The 19,637-nt window shown below is 58.2% G+C and carries 16 protein-coding genes and 1 pseudogene; 8 read left to right on the top strand and 9 right to left on the bottom strand.

Features of this window, described 5'->3' with window-relative positions:
• The first annotated feature begins 24 nt into the window (after positions 1-24).
• Complete coding sequence (locus OH705_RS21690) at positions 25-2,529, top strand: UvrD-helicase domain-containing protein (RefSeq protein ID WP_038706203.1); 2,505 nt, start codon at positions 25-27, stop codon at positions 2,527-2,529.
• A gap of 2 nt (positions 2,530-2,531) precedes the next feature.
• On the opposite strand, the gene OH705_RS21685 is transcribed toward OH705_RS21690, so the two are convergent.
• Entirely contained in the window at positions 2,532-7,163 is a 4,632-nt protein-coding gene (locus OH705_RS21685) for a dermonecrotic toxin domain-containing protein (RefSeq protein WP_267302959.1), read from the bottom strand.
• A gap of 222 nt (positions 7,164-7,385) precedes the next feature.
• Between OH705_RS21685 and OH705_RS21680 the strand changes: the two genes are divergently transcribed.
• The gene (locus OH705_RS21680) at positions 7,386-7,802 is read left to right on the top strand and encodes a VOC family protein (RefSeq protein ID WP_038706200.1); all 417 of its coding nucleotides are present in this window, start codon (positions 7,386-7,388) and stop codon (positions 7,800-7,802) included.
• 3 nt (positions 7,803-7,805) lie between these two features.
• Here OH705_RS21680 and OH705_RS21675 read toward each other — a convergent pair whose 3' ends face one another.
• From OH705_RS21675 to OH705_RS21660, 4 genes are all read right to left on the bottom strand, one after another.
• Positions 7,806-8,180 (bottom strand): MmcQ/YjbR family DNA-binding protein, encoded by a 375-nt coding sequence (locus OH705_RS21675; RefSeq protein ID WP_267302958.1) that lies wholly within the window; start codon positions 8,178-8,180, stop codon positions 7,806-7,808.
• On the bottom strand, positions 8,173-9,099 hold the full coding sequence (locus OH705_RS21670) for a LysR substrate-binding domain-containing protein (RefSeq protein ID WP_267302957.1): 927 nt from the start codon (positions 9,097-9,099) through the stop codon (positions 8,173-8,175). Before OH705_RS21670 ends, OH705_RS21675 begins: the two co-directional genes overlap by 8 nt.
• A gap of 167 nt (positions 9,100-9,266) precedes the next feature.
• Positions 9,267-10,190, bottom strand: a complete 924-nt coding sequence (locus tag OH705_RS21665; protein WP_267302956.1) for a LysR substrate-binding domain-containing protein — start codon at positions 10,188-10,190, stop codon at positions 9,267-9,269.
• 133 nt (positions 10,191-10,323) lie between these two features.
• Positions 10,324-10,776, bottom strand: coding sequence for a helix-turn-helix domain-containing protein (locus OH705_RS21660; protein ID WP_267302955.1), 453 nt, complete (start codon positions 10,774-10,776; stop codon positions 10,324-10,326).
• A gap of 220 nt (positions 10,777-10,996) precedes the next feature.
• Here OH705_RS21660 and OH705_RS21655 point away from each other — a divergent pair, with 220 nt between their 5' ends.
• From OH705_RS21655 to OH705_RS21630, 6 genes are all read left to right on the top strand, one after another.
• The gene (locus OH705_RS21655; RefSeq protein ID WP_267302981.1) at positions 10,997-11,728 is read left to right on the top strand and encodes a metallophosphoesterase family protein; all 732 of its coding nucleotides are present in this window, start codon (positions 10,997-10,999) and stop codon (positions 11,726-11,728) included.
• A 12-nt stretch (positions 11,729-11,740) separates the two neighbouring features.
• Positions 11,741-12,034, top strand: coding sequence for a hypothetical protein (locus tag OH705_RS21650; protein WP_267302954.1), 294 nt, complete (start codon positions 11,741-11,743; stop codon positions 12,032-12,034).
• Positions 12,035-12,240: 206 nt separating this feature from the next.
• Positions 12,241-12,738 carry a hypothetical protein gene (locus OH705_RS21645; RefSeq protein ID WP_191087622.1) on the top strand — a complete coding sequence of 166 codons (498 nt, stop codon included), beginning with the start codon at positions 12,241-12,243 and terminating at the stop codon, positions 12,736-12,738.
• Positions 12,739-12,785: 47 nt separating this feature from the next.
• Positions 12,786-13,424: an HAD family hydrolase gene (locus OH705_RS21640; RefSeq protein ID WP_267302953.1), complete on the top strand. Its 639-nt coding sequence runs from the start codon at positions 12,786-12,788 to the stop codon at positions 13,422-13,424.
• Between the two features lie 352 nt (positions 13,425-13,776).
• On the top strand, positions 13,777-14,421 hold the full coding sequence (locus OH705_RS21635; RefSeq protein ID WP_267302952.1) for a hypothetical protein: 645 nt from the start codon (positions 13,777-13,779) through the stop codon (positions 14,419-14,421).
• On the top strand, positions 14,405-15,535 hold the full coding sequence (locus OH705_RS21630; RefSeq protein WP_267302951.1) for a hypothetical protein: 1,131 nt from the start codon (positions 14,405-14,407) through the stop codon (positions 15,533-15,535). Before OH705_RS21635 ends, OH705_RS21630 begins: the two co-directional genes overlap by 17 nt.
• A gap of 34 nt (positions 15,536-15,569) precedes the next feature.
• Here OH705_RS21630 and OH705_RS21625 read toward each other — a convergent pair whose 3' ends face one another.
• The 4 genes and pseudogenes from OH705_RS21625 to OH705_RS29385 form a co-directional block, all read right to left on the bottom strand.
• Complete coding sequence (locus tag OH705_RS21625) at positions 15,570-16,376, bottom strand: HNH endonuclease (RefSeq protein WP_267302950.1); 807 nt, start codon at positions 16,374-16,376, stop codon at positions 15,570-15,572.
• Positions 16,377-16,390: 14 nt separating this feature from the next.
• Complete coding sequence (locus OH705_RS21620; RefSeq protein ID WP_267302949.1) at positions 16,391-18,670, bottom strand: AAA family ATPase; 2,280 nt, start codon at positions 18,668-18,670, stop codon at positions 16,391-16,393.
• 296 nt (positions 18,671-18,966) lie between these two features.
• Positions 18,967-19,515, bottom strand: coding sequence for an MFS transporter (locus OH705_RS21615; protein ID WP_267302948.1), 549 nt, complete (start codon positions 19,513-19,515; stop codon positions 18,967-18,969).
• Positions 19,433-19,603 (bottom strand): annotated as a pseudogene (locus OH705_RS29385) (hypothetical protein); the annotation flags it as partial. The gene OH705_RS21615 and the pseudogene OH705_RS29385, both read right to left, overlap by 83 nt.
• Positions 19,604-19,637: the final 34 nt, after the last annotated feature.

Genomic DNA, 19,637 nt, shown 5'->3' with positions numbered 1-19,637 from the left:
CACTTTTGCGCGGATGAGGCGAACATGCCGGCTGTTCTGATTTTCAACGGAGTGACCGTGCCGCACGAGCATCCCCGGGCCCCGGCCGACCTGACCCCTCCCGCCCAGTTGCCCTGGTTGCGTCGCCTGGTCGCGCGCCTGTTGGGCCGCGGTTTGTCGCGCCTGCAGGCGCAGCATCGCGACTCCTGGTTCCTCGGCCACGCCACGGGGCAGCGCAACGGCCATGCCGATGGCTTGCGTGAGGGCTACGAGCAAGGCCGGGTCGATGGCTATGAGGCCGGGCGCCAGGTCCTGGTGATCCGCGATACCCGCCCGGACCAGGCTGCGACGCCGGGACGTGATGACAACCTGTTCGACGACTGGCGCCTGCCGGTGACCGCCGAGCTGAAAAGGCGCTTCAAGGCTGATGTCGCCAAGCGGTTGCCTGGCGAGGCACAACCGAGCGCGGCGCAATGGAAGTTGATTTTCAGCGACACGCCCTCGACCTGCGTGGTGGCCGGCGCCGGCGCCGGCAAGTCGACGTCTTTGGTGCTGCGCATCCTGCTGCTGCGCCACTACCTGGGCTTCGAGCTCGATGCCCTGACCGTGGTGACCTTCACCCGCGAGTCGCGCCGTGACTTCATCCAGCGCCTGCTGCAGGTGTTCGCCCTGTGGCAGCTCGAATTGTCGCCTGCCCAGGGGCGAGAGCTGGTGCGTACATTCCATTCGCGCATCCTGCCGTTGGTGCGCAGCCTGCCGGGTTTTGCCCAGGTGCGGGCGTTCGAGACCCTGGGCAACGAAATGCCCGCAGGCGGTGAGGCGAATGCTGACAGCAACCCGTTCGACCTGCGCCTGAACGATGCCCAACGCCAGCAGCTCAACCAGTGCTACAGCGACCTGCTGGGCCAGAGCCCGCGTTTCGTCCAGCTGGTCGGCGCGTTGCGCCAGGAGGCGCTGCTGCTCAAGCCGCTGGACCCGGACCACCCGGATGTGCAGAAGCGTGTACAGGTAACCCAGCTGGCCGCCCAGCGCGACGAGGAATTGTGCGATGTGATCGAGGACCTGTGGTTTACCGCCGGTGCCTGGCCAATCAAGGGTATCGAGCCGTGCCGGGACACGGTGCAGATCCGCGGCAGCCGCTTTCATGTCCATGGCCGTCTGGAAGGGCTGGACGCCTGGGTGGTATTGGGCTTCGACCCGTCTGAAAGCGCCCAGTACCAGCGGCCGGGCGCCAAGCTGGCGGTGCGCGCGGAATGGGCGGTAAAGCGCACCCTATTTCAAGCTTTTTGCGATAAGCCATTGATATGGCTTGATAATTATGCGGCGGCAAAACGACTTGCGACGTCCTTGGCGGGTGATGCCGTGGCCGGTCCGGGCTTCGAGTACAAGGTCAAGGGCGAGCTGGCTCCGGCGCCCTTGCTCGACGCCTTCGTCAGCGCCGCCAGCTTCATTGAGAACCTCGGCCTGGACGTCAACACCGCCGTGGCCGCCATGAACTTCCCGTCCGGCGACAGCGACGCGGCATTCTTCGAGGCCCTCGCGCTGTTCTGGAAAGCACTGGAAGCACACCTGCTGGCGCAGTCGCCGCCGGTGATGACCTACAACCGCATGTTTGCCCTGTTTGGCGAGAACAATCCGGAGAACCTCGGGTTGCTCCCCGATCCCTTGCTACGCCCATTGGCGCATCTGATGATCGACGAGTTCCAGGACGTCTCGCCGCAGATCGTCAGTTGGCTGCGTGCCTGCCTCGCCGAAATCCGTCGCCGTGGGCCGGCCATGCACAGCGGGCGGGTGGCGCAACATTCATCGCTGATGTGCGTGGGCGATGACTGGCAGTCGATCTACGGCTGGCGCGGCAGCTCGCCGAAATACTTCATGGAGTTCACCAAGGCCTTCCCGTCACCGGCCAACACGCGGGTGATGCTGGTGGAAAACTACCGCAGCCAGCAGTACATCATCGAGGCCGCCGAGCATCTGGTCAAAGGCGCCTCGGCCATCACCGGCAAGAAGGCCAGGGCCAGTGGGCTGGCGGCCGAACTGCCGCTGTCGCCGGTGAAGGTCTTCGACCGGGACGAGGCCGCGCTGGCCGAAACGGTGATCGAGCATTACCAGCGCGGTGAAACGGTACTAATGCTGTTTCGAAAAACAAGCGATAAGTTATTGATTGAAAAGCATTTGTCGCAAATAGCTAAAGTGGATTCTAGCTTGCCGCCCAGCCAGCGCCGCCTGCGCCAGTTGACCTATCACAGCGCCAAGGGACTACAGGCTGACGCGGTTTTCATGCTTGGCGATTGCCAATACCTGACCAGCTCGCCCTATAAGAACCAGGTCTATCGCCTGGCCGGCCTGGGCAAACCAGCAGACGCCCAGGCATTCGATACGGCGCAGAAAGAAGAGGTACAGCGCCTGGCCTACGTGGCGGTGACGCGGGCGGTCCGGCAATGCTATTGGCACGTGGAGAAAGCCAGCGGCGAGGCTGCCGGGCAGGCACGTGCGTCGAGCCAAGTCCTGGGGCAGGAGGCCTTTTTCGAAGACCTGCGCGGCCAGTAGGCTCAGTTGTTGGGGTCGCGGCGGCGGGTCAGGCGCAGGTAGAGAGCATCTTCTTCCTCTTCAAGGCCCAGGGCCATGCGGTTCATCCCCTCGACGTAACCCTCGCTGGCGATGGGTTCACGCAGGGGCTGGCCATCCTCGCCCAGCGGGCTGCGACCCAAGGCCTGGGTCAGCGCTTCGATCACCGGTGCTTCGAGCGCGCCGTCGAGGTCGTTGCCCTCAAGGTAGTCCATGCCGGTGTCCCAGCGTTTTCTGAGCATCTCGAACCGGGCTCTGTTCTCCTGGCGCAGCAGGCGTCGCCAACTTGGTTGCCGGGCGATCCACTGGCGGCGAGCCTCGGCGTCCCGGTCCCGGGCGTCGACTTCCTCCAACACCGCTTCCTCGGTCCACGGCGAGATTTCGGCCGTGTGGCGGTACAACATCGCCTGCTGGGGCTCGGGGAAGTCCAGGCGCCTGGCCAGGCCGGTACGCAGGGCCAAGCGTATCTCGATCAGGTCCAGGCCTTCACCGACGCCATTGTGCAGCACGTCGTCGGACAAGGTGTCAAAGCGATGCAGGGCTGGCAGCACGGGCCTGGCGCCACGCTCGGCCAGCGGCCGGGTGGCCCAGGCATCCCGAGCGCGCAGGGCATCTCGCCGAGCTACGCGGGCGTTGAACAGGTCCTGGGCCAAGGTGTTCACCTGGTCACGCCGGAACAGGCGCCGGAAGAACTGGAACAGTGGTGGGGTGGCGACCTCCGCGCCTGCGGACTCATCGTAGGCCATCACTTCGATCTGCAAGGTGCCGAAACCATCGGCGCCTGCATCGCCACAGCTCACCGGGAACTCATCGGCCACGTCGTCCAGGCGTGCACGAAGGCGAGTACTGGCGCTTGCGCGCTCGAGCAGTGCCCATACCTGGCGGGCAAATGCTCGGGGATGGCGATGGGCACTGGCCGACAGGCCCGCCTGTTCGACGACTTGGCGCAGGCTGGCATGCTCGTCTGCGTCGAATAGCGCTGCCCACATTGCCCGCTGTTGCTGGCTGGCGCTTTGCAACCAGTCGATTCGGCATGGTGACACGGTGCCGTCGATCCCCTCGACACGTTGTTCGACCGAAGCGCCGGCAATCTGCAGGCTTTCGCGGGTTGTCTCGTCCAACGGGTTGTCGTTGAACCGCCAGCGGTATGACGCACGCCTGGCCAACAGTTCACCCAGGAAGGGAGAGGACAACAGGGCGGGCAGCCCCGGTACCTGTTCGATGCCGTTATTGCTCAGGTCCACCACCCGCAGCATGCAAGGATTGCGCTGCATCAGGCTGCTCAACCCAGTAGGCCACAGGCGCAGTCGGCTGCTATCCAGGCGCAAGGTCGCGAGGTTGTCCAGGCCGGTCAGGTTGGGACTGGTGGCGAGGGGGTTGTTGCTCAGGAGCAAGTGGCGCAGTGGTCGCATCGAACTGAATAAATCCGCTGTGTCGGCATCCAGCGCAATACGATTGGCGCGTAGGTCCAGCGTTTCCAGCGGCAGTCCGGTGAGCATCCGCAGGTCAGGCAAGGTGAGCGTCAGCTGGTGATGTGGCATTTCCAGGATGCGAAGGTCCTGCAAGGTGGGGAGTACCTCATGGGCCACGGCGGGCAGCGCGCCCAGGCGCGTGCCACTCAAGCGAAGCTCCTGCAACCGTGGGGCGTGTCGCAATGCCTGCAGCACCGAGCTGGCGCTCAACTGGGAGCTGTTTCGCACATCGACGCGCCTGAGTGCCGGGAAGGCCTGCAGGAAGTCGGCGGGCATCTCGATCACATTGAGATTCTCCAGCGACAGCGTGGTGATATGGTCGAAGCGTGCCGTGAGTATCGGCAGGGCGTCGAGGGCGACATTGGAAAGACTCAGCATGTCGCCGTCCAGACGTTGCCAGGCCCGCACGAGCAGGTCTGCGGTCCTGGCGTAGCCCGCACCGACTTCGTCACCCCAGTCTTGGGTGCCTCTGTCGGTCCAGGCGTGCAGCTGTTCGCGCAGCGAGGACAGCTGGATGCGCAGCGCCTGTATCTGTTCGGCCACACCTGCGCGGACGCGCAGGGTGGCCAGTAACTGGCGCACCTCGCGACCATTGAGCCCCGGGTACAGGGCATGCAGCTCGCGCTCTGCCCGCGTGGCGAACAAACCGGGGCTCAGTGGATAGCCGTAACGCCCGTCGCTCAGGCGCAAAGGTGAGTGCCAGCCCGGTTGTGACGGTTGCTGACCGAGCATGCGTGCGGTCGCTGGGCGGTTGGCCAGGGCTGCGTGATAGCACTGTTCGGGCGTCCATTGCGGGTGTGCGGCCAACAGGCTGTCGCTGATCAGCCGGCTGTCGGCATTGGCCAGGCTGGGGCGATACAAGCCCAGGATCGCCCTGTCCAGCCGGCACCGGGCTTGCAACAGCCGCGCCTCTTCGGCCAACCGCAGGGGGACCCGCCCGCTGAGAAGGGCTTGCCGTTCGGCGCCGTTGGCGGTGGCCACCAGCTCTTCCAGTGCTTGCATGGGCAGTCCGGAGAACACGCGCCCGATCGTCAGCGCCGCAGCGCAACCCGGCGGGGCCGGGACTTGATGGAGGCTGTCGGCCTTGAGTCGCCGCAAGGCGTCCTCCAGTAGCGCGGGGGCGCGCCGGCCGTTGACGTGCATCTGCTCGAGCACGCCGCGCTCCAGGCCGGTGCTGTCGAGTGCCGCAATCAGCTCCTCGTCGGTCAGCCCGTCGCCAAGCGGTCCCAGCCGGCGCATCAGTTTGGCCCGCCCCCAGTCTTGTGGTCGCTCGTGCGCCATGCGCCAGGCACCGCTGCCATTGCCGTACAGCGCTGGCTGATAGGCGCGAGGGTCGGCAGGGTGTACAACGCGCCATTGTCCCTCGAGGCCGCGGCGGATTTCGTGGAGCGTACCGTCCAGGTCGACGAAATGCCGGTCATCATGGTGAAAGATGCCTTGCTCGTCGGGCTCAAGGCCCGCCGGTAACTCCACCGGGCTGCGGTAATGCTCGAGTTCAGGGTGCCATAGCAGTTCCTGGCCCTCCAGCCACAGGCTTTGCATCCAATCGACGAACCCACAGGCCTGGGCCAGCTTGGTAACACCGGCGATGGCGGTCACGCTGCCCAGGTTGATCAGAAGCGACTCGACCTGGTTCACCGCTTGCGCGTTGTCACCCTCGGACCAGGCTTCGAAGCCGTGGAAAATACTTGCCATGACCTGGCCTGCGCCCACGGCCAGCATGGCGACATCCAGTCCGGGAACGAACATGGCCGCCACGCCCAGCACATTCAGGCCACGCTCGCGCCACAAAGCCAGGCGCTCACGCCGGGCCTTGGCATCGACGTCCGCCGTTGGCACCGCGATGCAGCGGGCGTCCTCCCGCAGGCGGTGTACGTGGTCATTGAACAGCTTCGGCCATACGGGGAAGCCGACAGCGACTTCATGGATCGCCAGTGCGGGGAAGCGGATGGGAGCGGGCGGATCCTGCTGCTGTAGCAAGGGGGTGGCCGGCAGGCCTTGCCAGGGATGTAGGCCTGGCTCGGTTTCGGCGAAAGCGGGAGACGGCGTTTCCAGCGGGCGCATGCCGCTCGCAGTGGCTCCGAACAGTCTGGCCCTGAGCTTGCTCGCCATGCCTGGGCGGTCCTTAAGGGCAACATGCTCCAGGAAGCGTTCGCGATAGGCGGGCTCCAGCAAGCGACGACGCAAGTACCTGCCGAAGGCCAGCAGGTTGTCGAACTCCTGCACCGGTCGCGCATGGTCAAAAGGCAAGTAGGCGATACACGACGGCGTGGACTGGCCGCTCGATGTCAACAGCAACAGATCGTGCAACTGGGTATCGAGCATGCGCAACACCGCTACCCTGGCCGGTGCACCTCGGTAGCGCGGCATCGAACCGGTGCTACTGAGCTGTCGCACGGCCTGGAGGCCGTCGTCGGTCAGGTGTCCGCGCATCCGTGCGATCAACGCCTGTACGGTGAGCTCATGGCACCGGGCCTGACTCCACAGGGCGCACAACAGCGTTCTACGCTGACCGCCGTAGATATCCTGCAGGTGCTCCTGGTAGCGCCGGCCCAGGTCGAGCAGACGGCAATGGGTGACAAACGCGGCAGTGCTCAGGCCGGGTAGAGCACTGCTGTCGTCGGCACTGACTTGCAGGCTGCTGTAAGGGCCGACCTCGGCCACGCCCTCGAAATTGTGCAGGGCCGCTTCGAGCAGGCTGGTGAGACTGGCGGTGCCCGCCGGTTCCTCGATCGTGGCCGGAGTGCTTGGGGCATGATGGGACGCGTACGGGTCGGGGAATTCGCCACCCAGGCTCGACGTGAACGGCTGATGCCTGAACCGGGCCTGTGTCAGCGCCACCTGACTGCCCAGTCGTGCCTGCAGCAGCGGCTCGCAGAACTCGGTGATACCGCGCAAGTCTTGCAGTGCCTTGGCCAGAGCCAGGTGGCTCGTCGCGCGCTGCTTGATGGCCTGACGCAACTCGGCCTGGCGGGCGGCCGGGGCCTGGGCGAACCAGGGGGCTGGCTGCCCGTCTTGCTGGATATGCTCGCGGTGGGCGCGCCGCAGCAGTCTGCTGACGTGGTGGGGGTGCAGGTGCCTGGTCCAGCCCGGCAGGCTGCGCAGGATCTGTTCCTGGTGGTAGGGCGGTTCGCTGTGGTGCATGGTCGCATTCCAAAAGTGGGAGCGGCCATTCAAGGGCAGTTAGCGGCGCCTGGAGCGGTACATGATTGCTGCTGCCACCAGGGCAATGGCTGACACGCCCACGGTCTTTTGCCCCACAAAGGCTGTGCTGTACCCACCGTCGGTCATTGACGCCAATGGCCTAGGGTGTCTTCGCAGGTCGGCTGCTATGGTCTAGGCAAAGCCTGATCGTGGAGCTTCGCCATGCCAGCTTTCGCCATACTACGCATCGACCATGTCGTCCTGCGCGTCAGCGACCTGACCCGCAGCCTGGCTTTCTATCACGAGCTGCTCGGCTGCCCGGTGCGCAAGCGTCGGGACACACTGGGGATGATCCACCTTGGCGCCGGTGACGGCCTGATCGACCTGGTGGCGGTCGACGGCCCGCTGGGGCGCCAGGGCGGCGAGGCGCCCGGCCAGTGTGGGCATAATGTCGATCATGTCTGCCTGCGCATCGAGCCGTTCGAGGAACAGGCGCTGAGCGCGCTGTTGCACGAGGCCGGTGTCAGGGTGGAGGCTGCCGAGAAGCGTTACGGAGCCGAAGGTGAGGGCATGTCGCTGTACTGCTTCGACCCGGACGGCAACCGGATCGAGCTCAAAGGGCCGCCATTACCGGGTTGAAGCCTAGGCGTCCGCCGTCCCCAGCAGCAACCCAACCTGCTGGCGCCTGGGCAAGCGTTGCACCACCAGTTGGTGCGAGCGGCGCAGCAGGTCGCTCAGCTCGTCGCGGCCCATGGGATAGGGCGGCAGCATGCTGATCCACTTTGCCCGTGCCAGGTACGGGGCCGGGCGGATTCCGGGGCGGTCGCAATAACCCAGGAACAGCTCGTCGGCCACCTTGAACGACAGGCCCGCGCCGCCCAGGTCCTGCACGGCGAACATCTTGTTGCCGGCCACCGAGAACACACGGATGCCACCCCACTTGTAGTCTTCCTGAGCGCCCGGCAGGGCCAGGCACAGCGCCGCCACTTGCTCCTCGGTCATCCTTTTCTCAGACATAACGCTCTCCACAGGCCTCGAACGAGGTTGCCAGGTGATCGATCCATGCGCGTACTGCTGGAAGCAGGCCGCGCCGATGCGGATAGACCGCCTGCAGGTAGCCGCCAGGCAGCGACCAGTCTGGCAGCAGGCGCACCAGTTCGCCACGGGCCAGTTCCTCCTCGCAGAACATCGACGGCAGGGCGGTAAAGCCCAGGCCGGCGCGTACCGCGGCATTGCGCACGACGAAGTCGTCGATGGCCAGGCGCGGCTCCAGGGCGACTTCCTCCTGCCGCCCGTTGGGGCCATGCAGGCGAAAATGCACCAGCCGGTCAGCCTCGGCAGCGCCCAGCACCGGCAGGGTCGCCAGTTGTGCAGGCTCGCGGATATGGTCGGCAAACCCTGGTGCGGCCACCAGTTGCATCTGCGCCTGGCGCAGGCGTCGGGTGACCAAGGCTGGGTCCTCATCGCCCAGGTCGCGCACGCGCAGGGCCACGTCGATGCCTTCGGAGATCAGGTCGACCCGGCGGTTGAGCAGCACCATGTCCAGTTGCACCAAGGGGTACTGGGCGAGGAAGCGGCTGATGATATCTGGCAGGAATGCATGGGCCAGGGCCACGGGGCACGAGACGCGCAGCCGGCCGCGGGGCTCGCTGGACATGCTGGCCACCACTTCATCGGCCATCTCCGCCTCCAGCAGCATGGCCTGGCAATGGTTCAGGTAACGCTCGCCCACGGCGGTCAGCTTGAGTTGCCGGGTGGTGCGCTGCAGCAGACGCGTGCCAAGACGCTCTTCCAGCTCGGCGATGCGCCGCGACAGGCGCGACTTGGGAATGCCCAGCTGGCGCCCGGCAGCAGCGAAGCCACCGGCTTCGACCACCCGGGCGAAATAGAAGAGATGACCTGTTTTCCTAGAGAAACCATTGATCAAAACCAACATTTCCTTTATCGATCAACGGGCTAGAAAGGTTTTGCTTTTGACGAATGATCAAAATCAGGACTTTGATCAGGCTCATTGATTGATACAAGGATAGCCTACGAGGAGAGCCTGGTGGAGCTCTCCATATGCTGAAATCAACGCATTGGCTACGGACGCAACATCACCTTTTACAGGGGCCGGTCACCACAGCGGTCGAACGCATGTGCCAGGTGATCCAACCAAGCCCTGACAGCCGGCAACACTCCACGCCTGTGCGGGTAGACCGCCTGGAGCCACGCTGGGGCGCAATGCCAATCGGGGAGCATGCGAACGAGCTCTCCACTGGCCAGCTCGCTCTCGCAGTGCATTAACGGCAAAACCGTGAAGCCCAGGCCACCCAGCGCCGCTTCCTTACGCATGATGAAGTCTTCGACACCCAAACGGGCAGGCATGGCTATCTCGAAACGCTCGCCGGCCTGATTGAACAAGCGCATTCTGGCCAGGCGATCAGAGTCTAGAGCCCCCAGGAAGGGCAGAGCCATGAGTTCTTTGGGGTGAGAAACAGGGTGGGCGGCCAGGAAGTCTGGAGAAGCCACAACCTCTGTACGAGCCTCACGCAAGCGCTTGGTGACGAGATTTGGCTCCTCATCTTCGGCTTCGCGAACGCGCAGGGCGACATCAATACCTTCATTGATCAAATCGACTCGGCGATTGACCAACAGCAGATCGAGCTGGACTTGTGGGTACCGGGTGAGGAAATCACGAACCAGTGGATTTAAGAATTGATTTGCCAAACCGACCGGGCTGCTCACCCGCAGAGGGCCCCGTGGCTCACTGGTTGCGCTGGCAACCACCTCATCGGCTTGCTCTGCTTCCAAGAGCATTGCCTGGCAGTGGCGCAGGTACCGTTCACCTAAAGCAGTGAGCTGCAATTTACGTGTTGTGCGTTGAAGGAGGCGCGCGTTGAGCCGCTCCTCCAATTCCGCGATACGCCGGGATAACCTTGACTTTGGAATGCCCAGTAGGCGGCCTGCCGCAGCGAAACCACCGGCCTCCACGACCTTCGCGAAATAGAAGAGGTCATTCAAATTTCGGGGTTCACCAATAGCCACTTTCGGACGACCTTAAGACATAGGGAGCGAGGCATGCAGGGCATGCATTATGCCTGAGTCGCCAGAGGCCTGTACCCATCAACTACCGGGGTATGAAGGTGGGCTGTGAGTCATGACACTTGTACGCTGAGCTTCACTGCTTCTTCAGGCGATTGCTGACGGTTTGCCTTGAAATCCCCAGCCTCCTAGCCACCTCGGCCTGACTATGACCCTGATCGGTCAGTTCCTTGATTCGCACTCTCAGCTCCAATGACGCTGCCACCACCGGATGAGTTTTTTTTGGAACCAAGGCCGGTATCTCGCTGCTGAGAAAGCCTGTGGACTCAAGGTCTTTTGCAAGGTGATCCAGAACCTGTTTGGGCGTTTGCCCGCGATGTGCAGCGTAAGCGAGCGTCAACAAGGTCAATGGATCCACCCCCAGCGCCTTCGCGATGTCTTGGCTAACGTCTAGCGTCACAGATCGAGCACCCGATTCGAGACGACTGATGTAGCTAGGGTCGACGGCCTCTGCCAAATCCTGCTGCGATGACTCGCGGCGGGTACGAAGCAATTGCAAGGCTGCGGCAAAGGCTGTGCGAAGCGACATGAGCGTTTCCGGCAAACGCAACGATATGCGGAATTTGCCTTGTCATATGCAAATGACTATAGTCATGGCCAGTGACATTGAGGCACTCTTCGCCAGCGGGCCCCTCTGCCAAGCGGGTTTTATCAATATACGTTTAAACCGAATTTCAGCTCCGACGAGCAACGAATCGGGTCTCGACCCAGCGAGCGCATTCCAGCAGCCAGGCCAAAATCACCAGCCCATGAAAGTACTGATCTACTCCGACCTCCACATCGAGTTCAAGCCTTTTGACCCCCCTGATGTCGAGGCAGACCTAGTCGTGCTCGCTGGTGATATCAGCGTTCAAAAAAAAGGCGTTTTGTGGGCAAACGAGACCTTCACGACTCCAGTTGTCTACTGCGTTGGGAACCATGAGCGTTACAAAGGTCATCTCGATCGAACTGTCGAAAAAATGAAATCCGTTGCCGCTCCCCACGTGCACGTGATGGAGAACGAGTCGCTGATCCTGGGCAACGTGCGGTTCTTGGTCGCCACCGGCTGGACAGATTTCGGGAGCACTGGTGACTGGGTTGCCGCGTCAAAGACCTGTGCGCGGGAAATGAATGATTTTCGAATGATCAGAGCTGACTCGAACTACCGTCGACTGCGGCCTCACGATTTGATGGCTAAGAACGAGGCCACCAGGGCGTTTCTCGATCGAGAATTGAGCCACCAATTTAATGGCAAGACGTTTGTCATCACTCATCACTGTCCAATTCCAGAAGTCGCTGGAGATGAACACGATGGGCATCTCAGCGCGGCTTATTACAACAGGTGGCACGCTTTAGTGGAGCGGGCAGACTATTGGATATTCGGCCACACCCATCATTCCGTCGACACTGTATTGAGTGGCTGCCGCTTGCTCTCAAATCAACGCGGATATCCCGGCGAAGATTGCGGGTTCGATCCAAAAAAGTTAATTGAAATTTTATGAGGAATGGTGAGCGTGAGTGCTTGTGAATTGATCGAACTTCCACCGAAGGTTGTACAGGCAGCCGGTGTTGGCTGGGGAGTTACGGTTGACGCCTATCTGCTAAACGCGGCGCGAGTGGGTGATCGCTTCACTGCGCAGGTCTATTGCGATCTGTCAGGTATCAGTAGCAATGGCATGATCGTCGCGACACCGGAGGTTCGTGTGGTGGAGCAGAAGGGCGGTTATACATTGGTACGAAGTCTGTCGGGAATGGATCACTACGTGATTGTATCTGCGATGCCTGACAACGCAGGTGCTCCTGTATGACCTCTGTTTTTCTAGGGCTTTGAACAATTGATTTTCTGAACGGTTGCGACTCATCACTCTTTGAGCCGCAGTCAACCTAACAACCTGATTTGAAAAAACTGGCCTTGACCCCCAGAGCATGGATCTGGCGAGTCCACGTGCCTGTTCTTCTGGCAAATATCCTCTGTCGAACAGGGGGGTAAGTACACCTCTTACTAAGGAACGGTATGTCCGAGCTCAAGAAAATTGAACTTACAGTCAAGAACTATAATATTAAGAATTCTGCTGACATTGATACGCTCTATGACCAGGTTCGATGTGAAGACAGTGAAGGGAAGACCTTTCATTTTAAAGAAGTTTGCATGCTAGATTATTTGAAGAGGCACGGTGCAATTGTTACGGATAAGCCTAGGACTTGGTATTACAAGCATTTGAATAAGAAAAGCATCGTTCTAGTGGCGTTCCAAAAGTCGGATGGCAAGGTCGAGTATGACCTTGATCACCTGCGTCTGGTTGCCAGATCGAGTATTCTCAAAGGCATCGTCTTCGCCGTAGCGGCAATTCCAGCGGGAGTGATCATCGGGACGGCCACATTTGGCATCGGGCTTCTGTTTACACCTTTCTGTCTCTTCTATGCGTACAGAAGTCTCTTTAAAATCCCCCGCATGCTGCGCCGGGACACGTTGATAAATGAGCTCGCCACCCATGGAGTGATTGTGCGATAGCGGCGAGTTTGGACAGTGAGGCTTGCGTGCCGATAAGGAGAAAATAAATGACCGTAGCAGTGATTTTTGATCTATTTGGTACGCTCCTCGAAATCCGGAACCGCCAGAACCCCTATAGGCAACTGCTGCGTATCGGGGTGAAGCAGGGCCGCGCTGCATCCTCGAAAGACATGCGTGCGATCATGGCTTTCCATGGTGGGATCAGCGAAGCCGCTGAGGCATTTGGAATCTGTCTGTCCTCTGCTGAGCTGGCCGATCTGGAGTGCATGCTTGAGCTGGAGCTCGAATCCATCACGCCCTTCTATGACGCCATGATCGCGATCGGGTTGTTGCGAGAGCATGGGATAAAAATCGGAGCGTGTTCAAACCTTGCGGGGCCGTATTGCTCGAAAGCCCGGAGCCTGCTCCCTGGCCTTGATGGGTACGCACTGAGTGCTGAGTTAGGCCTGCTCAAGCCTGACCCTGGTATGTACCGCAGCATCTGCAACATGCTCGGCGTTCTGCCGGAACAGGTGGAATCAGAGCGGGTGCTGATGATCGGGGATTCAAGGCGGTGTGACGAACACGGGCCGCGTGCCTTTGGGATCTCGGGTTATCACCTGGATCGTAACGGAGCGGGGCCTTACAGGGATTTGATCACGTTTGTTCAGACCATCACCAATGATGCCCCTTCCAAAGCGCTCTAGTTGGCGCGAAGAGCCACAGGCGCCATCTTGTGTCACCACACCAAGTACCGACTTCACGCCTGCACCACCCATGGTGCGGCGTTTCCATGATCGAACCTATAGCTTCCTGAATCATGGAATCGCCTAAGCCGGCGGCGGCACCCAACGCGATTTCTTTTGGATCCCATCGCCCTTCGGGTCGGGTAGAATAGCGTCGAAACCTCCTTCTTCAGCGATCGCTGTCGTTGAGGGGTGTCAAGGCATTTGATGGGAATTCAGACGGAGACACCACTTCAAGGCTCATCAAGGTCTTGTTGGTGCGACTGGTCTTGTGTCGTCCACGCATCATTACTTTCTACTGGATGGTCGAGCCATGGTGCATGATCATGAGTACAGCCTGCTCGGTGGTATAAATCGAGCGGTGATTGGCCGCTACATCACGCTGCTGGCGAGTGGTGTATCTGCGGCATTGGTGTTTACCGTGCTAACGCTCGTGGATCTCGCGAAGCATTTCAATTTACCCGTCAATCTTCCTCCCACTGTGATGTCACTCATCGGTGCGGGTGTCGTGTTCACGGTCTTGTACGCTGCGTTCAGCCAGGCAGTGTGGAAATGGCCGTGGATAGTCAAATTTCTCAAAGTGCCTGATCTCTCGGGGGAGTGGGCCTGCACCGGCACCTCGCTAGACGACGAAGGCAATGTCCGTTTTACCTGGGAAGCGGTTGTGCACATTACCCAGACTTGGGACAAAATTCGGGTTCGCTTGAAAACTGCTCAGTCCTCCTCGCACAGCATCACCGCAGCCTTGGTGTTTGACGAGGCTGAGGGCTTCACGCTCCTCTACAACTACAAAAATGATCCTAGGCCGGGAGAGCCCATCCTCAGGGGGCATCAAGGCAGCGCAAATTTACTGTTCTCAAAGACACTGGATACCGCCTCGGGCGACTACTTCAACGGCTATGGGCGGCCTACCTACGGACGAATGGAGCTGAGAAAGAAGAATGAGCAACGGAGTTAACGACAGAATCAGCCGGCTGCGTTCGCGGCGTTCGGGCCTTGATCGGGCAGCTGTGGTCACCCAGGATGCTAAGGATTTCATCGTCAATCGAAGCCGCAACCAGGAGGCGTGGGAGTCTCGTGCTAGAGACATGCCGTACACCACCTTCGCGCTTGGAGCGATGCAGGAGGTTGACCCAACCTACACGCAGATCAGTCTTGAAACTGCGGAGCGTGTTTGCAACCAGCTTGAAAAGCGTTTGAGTCCAAGCGTCCAGTTCGAGCTGCAGGGCTCGGTGCCGCTCAATGTGCACATCCGAGGTGTGAGCGACGTCGACCTGCTGGTTTTGGATACCAGCTTCTTCATTTACGACACCAATGGCATCAAGAGCAGAGCTGGCCATTACACGCCCGCTGCCCCTGGGCGAACCTCGGTGAGTGTGCTGAGTGCTTTGCGCTCGGATGTTGATCGGGCTCTACGTGCAGCGTTCCCTGCTGCCACTGTAGATTCCAAGAGCCCTAAAGCGGTCAAAATCTACGGCGCTTCGCTTGCTCGACCTGTCGACGTTGTTCCGTCGCATTGGTACGACACTGCTGCGTACCAATCTTCAGGGCAAAAGCATGATCGAGCTATCACGATCCTGGATGCGCAGAAGATGACCACGATCGACAATTGGCCGTTCCTGCACATCAAAAAAATCACTGATCGGTGCGACGCCACGTACGGCGGATTGAGGAAGTCGATCAGGTTGTGCAAGAACATCAAGGCGGAGCTGGAAGCGGAGGGAACTAAAATAAACCTGTCCAGCTTCGACCTCGCCTCAATTATGTACCACGCCAACACCACTAACCTGACTGCGGGCCGAGTGTATGAGCTTGCAATCTTGGCGGAAACTCAACGCTTCCTGGATCACCTATGGATGAACAAGGACGAGGCCAGGCGGTTGCGTGTTCCAGACGGTTCCCGTGCGATTTTTGATGCGGAAAACAAGTTTGATGGACTCGGCGCTGTGTCGAAGGCCATGGATGATTTACTGCGTGCTGTGGCCCAGGAGCAGCATTATCCCTTGCGCTTGCAATCTAAGCCAGGTTTGCAAGAGAGCCGCAATGCAGTGATGTACTCAGTCATTCAATAAGAAAAAGGAGGTCAAAAGCATGACCTCCGATCTCCTAGCGATTGAGCACCTTCATAGCTGATTTAGAAAACGCAGCCTGTAGATTATTCATGGCTTTCTCCAGTTCCGACCCATCCTGCGTTTCGAACTGGTTGATTACCTCTAGAGAGTGTTTCAGATTGACGTTGCCGTTGACCAATATCTCCTTCGCAGCGATGCTTTTAAGGAGATCTGCACATAATTTTTTACCTTGTGGAGTGATCCCTCGGTAAAGGGTAATACTGTGGTCGTTGGTCTGTACGCGGATGAAACGGACGTGGTCTTTGAATCGATGAAAGCGTGGGTGATACATTTCCGTGAATGAAGAAGGAGCAGGGTACGCTTTCTGATTCCTCTTGCCGTTGTCACACCAGACCTTCGCTTTTTTAATGCTATTGCAATCGACACACGCTACAGCCAGGTTCCAGAAATTAAACGCGTACTGTTGAAACGACTCTCGTGGAAGAATATGCTCAATCGGTTTTGCGTTGCCGTTATTGAGCAGCCATCGCTGGCAGTAACAGCAATAGTTGCCTTGCTCTGTGGCGAGAAATGAGCGGAATGCCGACTTGATGTCTCCGCCTTTTGGGCGGTAAGTTGTTCCTTCCTTGGGTTTGAGGTTGGAGAGGTTTTTCCATAGGTCAACCTTCGGTAAGTCTTCTCCTTTCTGGATTCGTTCAAACCTATCAAGCGCTGCTCTCTCAAAAGCGGCAAGGATAAGAAAGGTGCGCCTGCGTTGTTTTATAGTCTTATGGCAGTTTGCTTCGTACCTTGATAGGCAACGATCCATTTCTGCCTGGTCGATGATGAAGTAGTCTTTCATGTCCGTTGCATTTCCTAAGCGATCTCGATCTCATCCCGAAGTAGTAGGCTAATGGCTGTGTGTGCTTTCCTTATCAATTCAAGGTCGCCCGAGGCGCCGCTGGAGTTGCCGCCCGTGGTCTTTACAAGTTTTTGAAGGATTTTTAGCTCTTTCAGAGCAGACTTTGAATCAGGCCCATTCGGCGTATTTCGGTTTGAAATGGTTTGAGCTACAAGCTTTGCACACTTTTCATGGACGCCCCTATTATTAGGGGTGTAAGTATCAAATCCTTCAAGAATGATCGACTCAACTGAGAAGCGCTCCTCCTCATTCAAAGGTCTGAGCTCACCCTTGCTCAGTTGAAAGCAATGCATTAATGGGTCACTTGCATTGGTGATCACTGTGGGAGAGTGAGTGGCAACCACAAAGGATATATGGAATCGTCTCGACAGAATGCCGAACACTCTTGGTAAGCTCTGCTGCCACTGCAGGTGCAAACTGACTTCAGGTTCATCAACCAGGAAAACCCGTCCAGCTTGTTCATTTGTGATAATTCTAAGAAGGAGGTGGGTGATATTCTGCTCTCCCGAACTCAATGCAGAATATGGGCGAACTTTTTCCTTTGAGCCAGCTCGAACAAGTCCGAACTCATACTCACTTATATTTGGAGGAAATTTGTTGTGCTTGACGGTCAGATCCAGCTGTATGAACTGCTCATCTGCAGCTGTATCCTCGGTGACCGTCGCCGCTTTCTTGATGAGATAGAATCGTGGTGCGTACCCTAAGCTCTCAAAACATTCCACCATAGCGTCTAGCTTATGCTGATCTCTGAATATGTTGGCAGTTTGCTGACTTGCATCCTCGTGTAAATTCGAAAGCATGATGCTGCGTGAGGAGGTACGGGCGCCTTTATAGATAAAATTACGATGACGTAGGGTGGCCTCGCTAAATGGGAACCGGTCATGGATGGTGGTTGAAATACCAGCTGTCGTGATGTTTTGCTCTCCAAGTCGCGTAATCAAGTCGCGTAACAAGAGGCTTTTCCCAGCACCATTGTTGCCGATGATAAAAATGCAGGACGGAGGTTTCCCGTGATGTAAAATCTGCAAGATTTCCGAAAGATCCGCAACACTTGATACTGTATCGGCTGAATCTTGATGTCGTCGGATAAATTGCCTGATCGAGTGGGTTTGCACTAACTTGTCAGGATTGTTCAGCACGGCAACGCAAACATTTTTGACATCTCTGTAGCCCCGGGAGAACTGCGCCTTCAGGAAACTTTCCACTTCCTCTGGAACGAAGATTTTGGCAGGGTGCTGGCCTTGATAGAGACGATATATACTAGCTCCCAGGATGGCCCTGTTCTCAGGGCTGAGATTGGCAATGGCCTTGTTGGATGTGGAAACATCGATGTAGACCGTAGTGTCATTGTCTTTGGGCTGAATTTTGACAACAATTAGCGAGTGCTCGATCCCTTTTTTTCCTTGCTCTGCACTACTGAAATTTATTACGGCTTCAATGCTATGTCTATTGCCGAAGACGTTTTTCAGTAACTTTTCTTTGTTCGATTTTGCGCCTTGCTGATCCGGGGTTGCTATTAGCAGTCGGCAGGGAGGTGGGTTGATTTCGCCAAGTTTTTTGATAATATCCACAAGCAAGGTTGGTGTTGATGATTCAGTTTGGGTTGTGGTTGGGGCGATGAGTATTGATGCATCGCTTAAGCGTATGCTTCCTATGGTTTTATATTCAATGGTAGGTCGTGGTAGCTTGTTGAGCTTGAATTTCAATTGCAGCAAATAATGGTCAAGTTCAGTTGCTGGCGAACCTAACAAGATCCGATTGGAGAGTGTCGCCTTGGGATCGTTGAACGAAGTGCTCGCGGTTGTGGGGATTAAGTCGATGAAACGTGCACTTTCGAAGTCGTTGTGAATGCCTGATGATAAAATTGACAAAATGTCTGGGTAGGATGAATGGATGTTGTGTGAGTTTGTAATGACATGATCTATCAGGTAATTGATAACGCTTAAGCGTGATGCCCTGTTCTTTTTCTTTCTGTCTGTATTGATGATGTGATCAATGAGTTGAACGCTTGGTTCCCATTTCTCGTAATCGTTCAGATTTGCTAGATTACCGATCTGGGCAAGTAGATCATGTAGATCCTTTTCTTTTGAATCCTCGATCGTAATAAAGGTGGCGTAGTTCAACAGCAGAGCCAATGGGAAATCCGACCTGGGTATGCTTGGAAAGTAATAAGCTAGATCAAGAAGGGCTTCTGCTTGCAGTTTTATATTGATTGCGTTTTCGTCGTATTCCATACCGGCATCCATTAGGCGTGGTGGCTAAAGGCCATTTTCGCCCAGCGTGCACTCGTATGCAATTAATCCTGGTTTGCTCTTGCCTCGGCGACCGCGTTTGATATGGGGATTGTGATTCCACAGAACTCGCTAGTGATGGTGCTGCTCTGCGCTCACTTAGGCGATCGCACATTCGAGAATTTTGGTGACACGGAGCCTTTCCACGCGAAGTACACCCCGGGGATAGGAGGGCGCAAAAATCGGATCGGTGTCCAGGCTGCATGTACCTGGGCAGCACGCTTGCTGGCCCAGGCCTATCAGACGTTAAACGCGATGGAACCACCGAACAGCGCTGTCGAGACGTTGTAGGCCAAGGTGAACGCAGTGAAGCGACTGGAGCGCGGGAACAGAATGGTCAGTGCGGCGCAACTGGAGGCGGCGTAGGGCGCGAGTGCCAGGCCTGCAAGGATGGCGGTCAGGTAAACCGTGGTTTCGTTGCCCGAGTTGAGCAATGAGACCACCTGCACAGCCAGAAGCAGATACAGGGCAGCTGATGCAGCAAGCAGTGGCCGGCGCCCATAGCGATCACCCAGGCGGCCAAAGAACGGCACCGCGATCATCATCGAACCCATCACCAGAACCGAAAGCAGCAATGCGGAGTCGCTGGACATCTTCAGTTCGGTCTGGAGGTATGAGGGCAGGTAGGCCAGGATCAGGTAGTACGCACTGTTGGCGAACGCGATGACGGCCAAGGTAATCACCATGGCACGAGGTGAGCGGCGGAATCCTCCAAGACTCATCCTCGAACTCGGCCCGGCATGCAGCGATGACTTTCTCCAGTTCTGCTGCCACCTTGGTAGGGTCATAGGAAAAACTCAACTCCTTGGCGCTCTTTCCTAGCCGCTCAAGGTGTCTCTTCTTGAGTTTGATCTGGCCATCCTCATCGAGCCGCATGGTCTCGATCAGGGAGTAATTTGGAGTGCTGAGA

Source organism: Pseudomonas sp. BJa3 (assembly GCF_026343815.1).
Taxonomy (GTDB): Bacteria; Pseudomonadota; Gammaproteobacteria; order Pseudomonadales; family Pseudomonadaceae; genus Aquipseudomonas; species Aquipseudomonas soli.
The sequence above is the reverse complement of the archived record's forward strand: the minus strand, read 5'-3'. Positions and strand labels throughout refer to the sequence as shown.

Excerpts from the sequence above, each read along its gene's own strand:
- OH705_RS21690 (WP_038706203.1), top strand. The coding sequence starts at position 25 with ATGCCGGCTGTTCTGATTTTCAACGGAGTGACCGTGCCGCACGAGCAT.
- OH705_RS21685 (WP_267302959.1), bottom strand. The coding sequence starts at position 7,163 with ATGCACCACAGCGAACCGCCCTACCACCAGGAACAGATCCTGCGCAGC.
- OH705_RS21680 (WP_038706200.1), top strand. The coding sequence starts at position 7,386 with ATGCCAGCTTTCGCCATACTACGCATCGACCATGTCGTCCTGCGCGTC.
- OH705_RS21675 (WP_267302958.1), bottom strand. The coding sequence starts at position 8,180 with ATGTCTGAGAAAAGGATGACCGAGGAGCAAGTGGCGGCGCTGTGCCTG.
- OH705_RS21670 (WP_267302957.1), bottom strand. The coding sequence starts at position 9,099 with ATGTTGGTTTTGATCAATGGTTTCTCTAGGAAAACAGGTCATCTCTTC.
- OH705_RS21660 (WP_267302955.1), bottom strand. The coding sequence starts at position 10,776 with ATGTCGCTTCGCACAGCCTTTGCCGCAGCCTTGCAATTGCTTCGTACC.
- OH705_RS21655 (WP_267302981.1), top strand. The coding sequence starts at position 10,997 with ATGAAAGTACTGATCTACTCCGACCTCCACATCGAGTTCAAGCCTTTT.
- OH705_RS21645 (WP_191087622.1), top strand. The coding sequence starts at position 12,241 with ATGTCCGAGCTCAAGAAAATTGAACTTACAGTCAAGAACTATAATATT.
- OH705_RS21640 (WP_267302953.1), top strand. The coding sequence starts at position 12,786 with ATGACCGTAGCAGTGATTTTTGATCTATTTGGTACGCTCCTCGAAATC.
- OH705_RS21635 (WP_267302952.1), top strand. The coding sequence starts at position 13,777 with ATGGTGCATGATCATGAGTACAGCCTGCTCGGTGGTATAAATCGAGCG.
- OH705_RS21630 (WP_267302951.1), top strand. The coding sequence starts at position 14,405 with ATGAGCAACGGAGTTAACGACAGAATCAGCCGGCTGCGTTCGCGGCGT.
- OH705_RS21625 (WP_267302950.1), bottom strand. The coding sequence starts at position 16,376 with ATGAAAGACTACTTCATCATCGACCAGGCAGAAATGGATCGTTGCCTA.
- OH705_RS21620 (WP_267302949.1), bottom strand. The coding sequence starts at position 18,670 with ATGGAATACGACGAAAACGCAATCAATATAAAACTGCAAGCAGAAGCC.
- OH705_RS21615 (WP_267302948.1), bottom strand. The coding sequence starts at position 19,515 with ATGACCCTACCAAGGTGGCAGCAGAACTGGAGAAAGTCATCGCTGCAT.